The organism is Klebsiella sp. Ech2A, assembly GCF_030078455.1.
Taxonomy (GTDB): domain Bacteria; phylum Pseudomonadota; class Gammaproteobacteria; order Enterobacterales; family Enterobacteriaceae; genus Klebsiella; species Klebsiella terrigena.
In genome coordinates, this window is the sequence record NZ_JAQGFU010000226.1 from 1 (window position 1) to 6,302 (window position 6,302).

Below are 6,302 nucleotides of genomic sequence, written 5' to 3' on the forward strand. Positions count from 1 at the left end.
GAAATTAAGCCTTAAAAAGAGCGTAAAGTGGCGATTCTTAACGGCGCGCATACCGCGCTGGTGCCGGTTGCCTTCCTGGCAGGGCTGGATACCGTCGGGGAGGCGATGAACGATAGCCAGGTCTGCTCGTTCGTCGAAAAGGCGATTTACGAGGAAATTATTCCGCAGCTGGATTTACCCCGCGAGGAGCTGGAGACTTTCGCCAGCGCGGTGACCGGGCGTTTCCGCAATCCCTACATTAAGCATCAGCTGCTGTCGATTGCGCTCAACGGCATGACGAAATACCGCACCCGCATTCTGCCGCAGCTGCTGACGGGGCAGGCGAAAAACGGTAAACTGGCCCCCCGGCTGACCTTCGCGCTGGCGGCGTTAATGGCGTTCTATCGCGGCGAGCGCAATGAGCAAAACTATCCCCTGCAGGACGACGTCGAATGGATGGAACGCTACCGGGCGCTGTGGTCCGCGCATCGTGACGCGCAGCTGAGCAGCAGCGAGCTGGTGAAAGCGGTGCTGTCGGTCGAGGCGCACTGGCAGCAGGATTTGAGCCAGGTTCCCGGCTTGGTGGAGCAGGTAACCCTCGACCTCGATGCCATCCTGCTCAAGGGCATGCGCGAGGCGGTTAAGCCGCTCTGCTGATATCCCGTTCAAAACGTTGACCCGGCGATTGCCGGGTTATTTATTCCCTTAAAATAGTTACAACATACATTAGATCGCCGATTAAATTAAGCGAGCAGACCTGATGCTTCTGCACCGCTTCGTCCAGCAGAACGGGAAATAGTGCATTCTCCGCGCCTGAATCCGAGGGCACGGTCTCCTCCTGGTGCCGAAAACCAGCGTAAATGAGCAAATTCACGGCCTCGATCGCGTTTTGGGACGCCCTGACGCTGCGGCTCACCTATAAATGGGCCTCAATTCAGCACAGCAGGAGTCAACATGATGTTCAGAAGAGGGTTTCTTTTATTACCGGCTTTACTTATCTGTATCCAGGTTCACGCCGAACCGGGGTTTCGCCAGCTGGCGTTGACCGACCCGCAGGGGAAAAGCCTCGACGTGGCGGTATGGTATCCAACGTCTGCTGAAGGAAAAGCGGAAAATATCGGCACCAATCCCGCTTTCGAAGGGGTCGCCGTTATCCGCGATGCGCCCGTGCGGCCCGGAGCCCACCCTCTGCTGGTTATCTCTCACGGCTATAACGGCAACTGGCGAAATTTGTCGTGGATAGCGGCGGCGATGGCCGAGCAGGGGTATATTGTCGCGGCGCCGGACCATCCCGGAACCACCACCTTTAATCAGGATCCGCGCGAAGCGAAGCGCCTGTGGCGACGTCCGCAGGATCTCAGCCAGGTGATTGACTTCACTCTGCGGTCTTCCGCGCTGGTCGGGGAGGTAGACGCCGGGCGAATTGCCGCTTTAGGCCACTCTCTCGGCGGATGGACGGTGATGTCGCTGGCGGGAGCCCGCTTCGATTCCGCCCGCATGTTGCGCGACTGCCGGCACCATGCGCAGCGCGGCGACTGCCGGCTAACGCAAAAGCTTGGCATCAATGGCGCCCGCACGCAGGATGCGCGCTTTGCGGACCTGCGGGATGCCAGAATCAAGGCGGTGGTCTCTCTCGATCTCGGCTTCGCCCCCGGCTTTACTCCGCAGAGCCTGCGCGCGCTCGGCGTTCCGGTACTGATCCTTGCGGCCCAGGTGGACAAGCTCGCGGACCTCGATGCCGGGCAGGAGTCAGGCTACCTTGCGGCCAACCTGGATCCGCAGCGCAGGCAGTATGAGGTCGTTGAAAGGGCCACTCATTTCAGCTTTATGCAGCTGTGCAAGCCTGGCGCCGAGGCGCTTATTGAAGAAGAGACGCCCGGTGACGGCATCGTTTGTCGCGACGGTAGCGGAGGAGACCGCGCCGCTATTCACCGGGCGCTGATACCTAAGATCGGCAGATTCCTTAATTCGGCGCTGGATTACCGCCCGCCTGCTGACGAAACGAAGTAGGCGACAGGCCGCAGATGCGCTGAAACTCGCGGTTAAAATTGGACTTGGTGGTAAATCCGGACTCGAACATGATTTCGGTAACGGGCAGCGGGGTGCTGAGCAGCAGCGCCTGCGCCCGTTCAATCCTTAAACCGTTAATCCACTGCGAGACGTTACATTGGCTGATAGCATTGACCGCCCCTGAGAGCTGGCGTGCGGGGATCCCGGTTTTTCTGGCGAGCAGGCTCAGCGTTAGGTCGGGATTGAGATAGAGCTCCGTCTCCCGCACCTGCTTCTCGAGCCCGGCGTAAACTTTCGCCAGCTCTCCCGCCGGCGCCGCGGCCCGCGTCGGGAGCGCTGCCTTACTCTCAGATTCCGGCCGTCCGGCGATGACGATAGCCGCCGCAATCAGCGGAAGGAGCGCGGCCTGAAAACCCATCACGATCGCCGGCGCCAGCCTGCCGCCGGTCAGGCTGAAGTCAAACGTCACCGCAAGGTCGGTCAGCGCCGACAGACAGAGAAAACAGCCGGCAAAAAAGGCCATTTTCGTGGTCTGCGGCGACTCGCTGAGACGGCTGAGGGTGAAGCGGTGCTCCCCGCGCCATGCGAGGCGCAGCAGGCCGCACCCATAGCCGGCAAAAAGTAAAAACAGGACCGGATCCGTCGCCGGCGGCCAGAAAATCCTGATAACGACGGCGAGAGCTGCGGGAGCGAACAGCAGCAGCAGGTGACGCCGCCGGCCGATCTCCGTCAGTGAGACAAAACAGTGCCAGGCGATCGGCGGCAGCATTATGGCCAGCCCGGACTGGATATTGCGCAGGAGGCTGGATTCATATTCCCAGCGCAGCGTGCTGACGGCAACCAGCACGATACAGGCAAGCACGAAGCGCAGGGTGCCCGCGTGGCGCTGTTTTGGCGCAAACAGGGCCGTTGCCAGCAGGATAAGCAGGGCCGATAGGGTAATAAGCGGAAAAGGAACTGAAAGCATGTCAGCCGTACCATAACGGAAAGTTACCGGGAATGATTACCGGGAATAGTGACACAAATAGTGACCCATATCCCGGCGCGCCGTCGCCTCCGACGTGATGTTCTGCCGGTAGGCGTTTATTGATAATTTATTCCCGAGAGCTGGAGGCTCTGACCTTTAGCCGGCCGGCCAGCATCACGTGCGTGGCCGCATCCTCCTGATTGCACAGATACTCCACCGCCAGTCGCCCTAATTCGCTGTAGGGCAGCTGAATACTGGTGAGCGGCGGGGTGAGCTGTTCCGATATTTTCTGATCGTCGTATCCCGCCAGCAGGATATCCTGCGGCAACCGGACGCCGTTGACCGCCAGCGCCTGATAGCAGCCGATCGCCAGCCAGTCGCTGGCGCAGAAGATGGCGTCCGGGCGATCCTGCTGCTCCAGTAGAGAGCAGGTGGCGGTGAAGGACTCGCTGAACTGCCAGTTGGTCCGGCGCACCACGCGCTCATCGCACGCCTGTCCGGCCTGCTCCAGAGCCGCCTGATACCCCGCCAGCCGCTGGCGGGTTGCCTCCATCCAGCTTTCGCCGGTGATGTGCGCAATGCGCGTCGCCCCCATGGAGATCAGATGACGGGTCACCTGAAACGCATTAGCGTAGTCGTCGGGAACAAACGAAGGCAGCAGCGGCGAATCCGGATCGCGCTGGTTGAGCAGGACCAGCGGCAGGCGGGTGCAGTCCTGAAAATCGGTCATATCTACAAGCGTGGTCACCGGGGAGGCGAGAATAATGCCGATACAGTTACGCTGTTCCAGCTGACGAATAATATTAATCGCCAGCTCGACGTCGTCGCCGTAATCATAGACGGTCAGCAGCACTTCATTGCGCCAGGCCGCTTCCCGCGCCTGGCTGATGGCATCGATAAAGGGATCGTAGCTTTGCAGGGTGCTGACCAGCAGCGCCACTTCTTCCTGATTTCGCGGGGCGTGAATCGCCGGAAGACGGTCGTAGCCGAGCTCGGTCGCGACGGCGATTACCCGCTGACGGGTCTCCTCGCTCAGCTTGATATTCCGGGACTGATTAAGGACCAACGATACCGTTGCCTGTGACACACCCGCCGTACGGGCGATATCGTTCATTGTGATTTTGTTTTTCCGCTTCATCATCCCTCTCCCCTTGAGAAACCGCATTATACCTTAACGACCCGGCACATAGGCAGACTAAAGCGCCGTCGTTGATCTTTCCTGCGGCTCATCGGGCACGGTTTGTGACCCTCATCGCTTTTAGCCACCGAGGGCCGACAGTGGCAAATTGCGCCGGTAGCGCTTGAAGTCATTTTATTCGAGGAAAATAATGGTCTATTCAGATGAGGTGGGAGAGTACGATGGTTATCAATATTCGCGAGCTGCAGCCGCAGGACAAATCGCAGTGGCTGGGATTGTGGGAGGGCTACACCTGTTTTTACGGCAGCCCGCAGCCTGACGATGTGACGCAATACACCTGGCAACGCCTGCTGGACGGCGCATCTCCGGTTATCGGCCGGGCTGCGATCGTCGACGGCCGGGTGGTCGGATTCGCTATTGGCGTCCTGCACGAAGGAACGTGGGTGAAAACGCCCGTTTGCTATCTGGAAGATCTGTTCGTTGACCCTGCAATGCGCGGACGCGGAGTTGCCAGAGCGCTGGTGCAGGCGCTGCATGCGGAAGGGAGAGCGAAAGGGTGGTCGCGCCTCTACTGGCATACGCGTGCTGATAATCCCGCCCGCAAGCTGTATGATGAGTTCACCCCAGCGGATGATTATGTCCGCTATCGGGTGATGCTCTAAGCTGCCGCCGATAAGAAGTTATTAAGATTTTCCCTGTCTAATAGCGGAAAACGACTCAGGAGAATCAAAAATGGAAAAACGCATCGAGACGACCGTTAATGTGATCATCTTTCTTTCACTGCTGGCTACCGCCTGGGATCTCTCCCTGGTGCACCATCTCCCCTGGTAAATCGGCAGTACGGCGCCCACAGCGGCGCCGTTAGCTCACCGCCGATCTATCCCGCCAGCATCTCACCGCGGCTAAAGCTCCAGTCGTCGGTATGATTAAACTGAATCACCACCATCACGTCATCGGGGGCAATGCCGAGCTCTGCCTGCAGCCGGTCGCACAGCCGCCGATAGAGGCGCTTTTTCTGCTGCGCGCTGCGCGGCTTGCCGGCAAAAATATGAAACAGCACAAAGTCGCCGCTGCGCCCGCCGCTGAGGTAGTGCGGATCGACGATGCGCCGGGCGTCGGGCAGAACGTCGATAAACTGAAATTTATCCGCCGCGGGCACCGCAAACTCGTCCACCAGAGTTTGATGAAATAGTGCCGAAAGCCGCGCGATCCACTCATCGTCATAGCCGGCACGAATCGTTATTCGGGTTAAAGGCATGCTGAATCCTCCGGCGGTATGCAGGAGAGCGCGGTGACGGCCGCCGGCCAGCCGGCATAAAAGGCCAGGTGGGTGAAGACCTCGGTTATCTCAGCGCGGGTCAGGCCGTTGCTCGCCGCAAAATCAATATGCCACGGCAGCTGTCTTTCTCTGCCCAGCGCGGTCAGGGCGGCAAGGGTGATCAGGCTTCTCTCTCGCGGCGACAGCTCGCTGCGGGCCCAGATATCGCCGAACAGCACCTCTTCGGTCAGCTGGGCGAGCTTTGGCGCGATCCCGGCCAGGTTATTGCGGTTAGGTGATGCCATCGTTCATGTCTCCGGTTGTCATTAGAGGATGAACAGAGAGTGGCACAGGGGAATACTTCTTAATATCGCAACATTTTTGATAATCAATCCTGAAAAACAGGACGATGGGCGATGCAGGCCGGGCGACATTCTGCGCGCCCGGCAGGCGCTATCAGCCAGCGGCCTGGCGTCGGGCGACGATAAACAGGCGAGGGAACAGCAGCAGCACCTTTCCGTTACACTGTAACGAATAGTGCTCCTGCAGAAGCACCAGATAGCGGCTGAGAAACGCGTCGCGTTGGCTGTCGTCGAGGCGCTGCAGGTAAGGACGCAGCCCCGTCGACTGCAGCCAGTCAATAATCGCCTGATGAGAATCGAGCTGATGGTAATAGGTGGTGTGCCAGATATCGACCTCGCAGCCGCTGGCCGTCAGGATGTCGTAGTACTGTCGGGCGGTGGGAAGCGGGTGGCGTCCGTTCTCCGGATGCCCAAGCTCCTGGGCGACCTGACGCATCAGAGTATGCGACGGCTCCTGCCAGTTATCCGGCATCTGCACCGCCAGAATACCGTTATCCGCCAGCTGCGCAACGAGCTGCGGAAACAGCGTCTGGTGGTCGGTAAGCCACTGCAGGGAGGCGTTGGCGTAAATCACATCCGCCGTAGGCT

Annotated in this window: 6 protein-coding genes and 2 pseudogenes; 3 read left to right on the top strand and 5 right to left on the bottom strand. The window is 59.5% G+C overall.

Translation table 11 applies throughout. The annotated features are described in order from the left end of the window. Positions 1-15 precede the first annotated feature (15 nt). Together PFH44_RS23700 and PFH44_RS23705 are read left to right on the top strand one after the other, a co-directional pair. Positions 16-636 (top strand): annotated as a pseudogene (locus PFH44_RS23700) (mannitol dehydrogenase family protein); the annotation flags it as partial. 300 nt (positions 637-936) lie between these two features. Continuing rightward, positions 937-1,989 (top strand): alpha/beta hydrolase family protein, encoded by a 1,053-nt coding sequence (locus PFH44_RS23705; protein ID WP_463671569.1) that lies wholly within the window; start codon positions 937-939, stop codon positions 1,987-1,989. Here the strand turns inward: PFH44_RS23705 and PFH44_RS23710 are convergent. Together PFH44_RS23710 and PFH44_RS23715 are read right to left on the bottom strand one after the other, a co-directional pair. Next, positions 1,943-2,956, bottom strand: coding sequence for a helix-turn-helix domain-containing protein (locus tag PFH44_RS23710; RefSeq protein ID WP_283826344.1), 1,014 nt, complete (start codon positions 2,954-2,956; stop codon positions 1,943-1,945). The genes PFH44_RS23705 and PFH44_RS23710 overlap by 47 nt on opposite strands. A gap of 127 nt (positions 2,957-3,083) precedes the next feature. Continuing rightward, positions 3,084-4,094 (bottom strand): LacI family DNA-binding transcriptional regulator, encoded by a 1,011-nt coding sequence (locus tag PFH44_RS23715; RefSeq protein WP_283826347.1) that lies wholly within the window; start codon positions 4,092-4,094, stop codon positions 3,084-3,086. 221 nt (positions 4,095-4,315) lie between these two features. Here PFH44_RS23715 and PFH44_RS23720 point away from each other — a divergent pair, with 221 nt between their 5' ends. Next, positions 4,316-4,756: a GNAT family N-acetyltransferase gene (locus PFH44_RS23720; protein WP_283826345.1), complete on the top strand. Its 441-nt coding sequence runs from the start codon at positions 4,316-4,318 to the stop codon at positions 4,754-4,756. A 215-nt stretch (positions 4,757-4,971) separates the two neighbouring features. Here the strand turns inward: PFH44_RS23720 and PFH44_RS23725 are convergent, their stop codons facing one another. The 3 genes and pseudogenes from PFH44_RS23725 to PFH44_RS23735 form a co-directional block, all read right to left on the bottom strand. Beyond that, complete coding sequence (locus PFH44_RS23725) at positions 4,972-5,352, bottom strand: tautomerase family protein (protein WP_045858213.1); 381 nt, start codon at positions 5,350-5,352, stop codon at positions 4,972-4,974. Next, positions 5,343-5,657: a carboxymuconolactone decarboxylase family protein gene (locus PFH44_RS23730; RefSeq protein WP_283826346.1), complete on the bottom strand. Its 315-nt coding sequence runs from the start codon at positions 5,655-5,657 to the stop codon at positions 5,343-5,345. The genes PFH44_RS23725 and PFH44_RS23730 overlap by 10 nt, the downstream gene beginning before the upstream one ends. Positions 5,658-5,808: 151 nt before the next feature. Then, positions 5,809-6,302, bottom strand: a pseudogene (locus tag PFH44_RS23735) (trans-aconitate 2-methyltransferase); the annotation flags it as partial.

What these genes read in the sequence shown, in the direction of transcription:
- PFH44_RS23705 (WP_463671569.1), top strand. Translation starts at nt 937, where the DNA reads ATGTTCAGAAGAGGGTTTCTTTTATTACCGGCTTTACTTATCTGTATC.
- PFH44_RS23710 (WP_283826344.1), bottom strand. Translation starts at nt 2,956, where the DNA reads ATGCTTTCAGTTCCTTTTCCGCTTATTACCCTATCGGCCCTGCTTATC.
- PFH44_RS23715 (WP_283826347.1), bottom strand. Translation starts at nt 4,094, where the DNA reads ATGAAGCGGAAAAACAAAATCACAATGAACGATATCGCCCGTACGGCG.
- PFH44_RS23720 (WP_283826345.1), top strand. Translation starts at nt 4,316, where the DNA reads ATGGTTATCAATATTCGCGAGCTGCAGCCGCAGGACAAATCGCAGTGG.
- PFH44_RS23725 (WP_045858213.1), bottom strand. Translation starts at nt 5,352, where the DNA reads ATGCCTTTAACCCGAATAACGATTCGTGCCGGCTATGACGATGAGTGG.
- PFH44_RS23730 (WP_283826346.1), bottom strand. Translation starts at nt 5,657, where the DNA reads ATGGCATCACCTAACCGCAATAACCTGGCCGGGATCGCGCCAAAGCTC.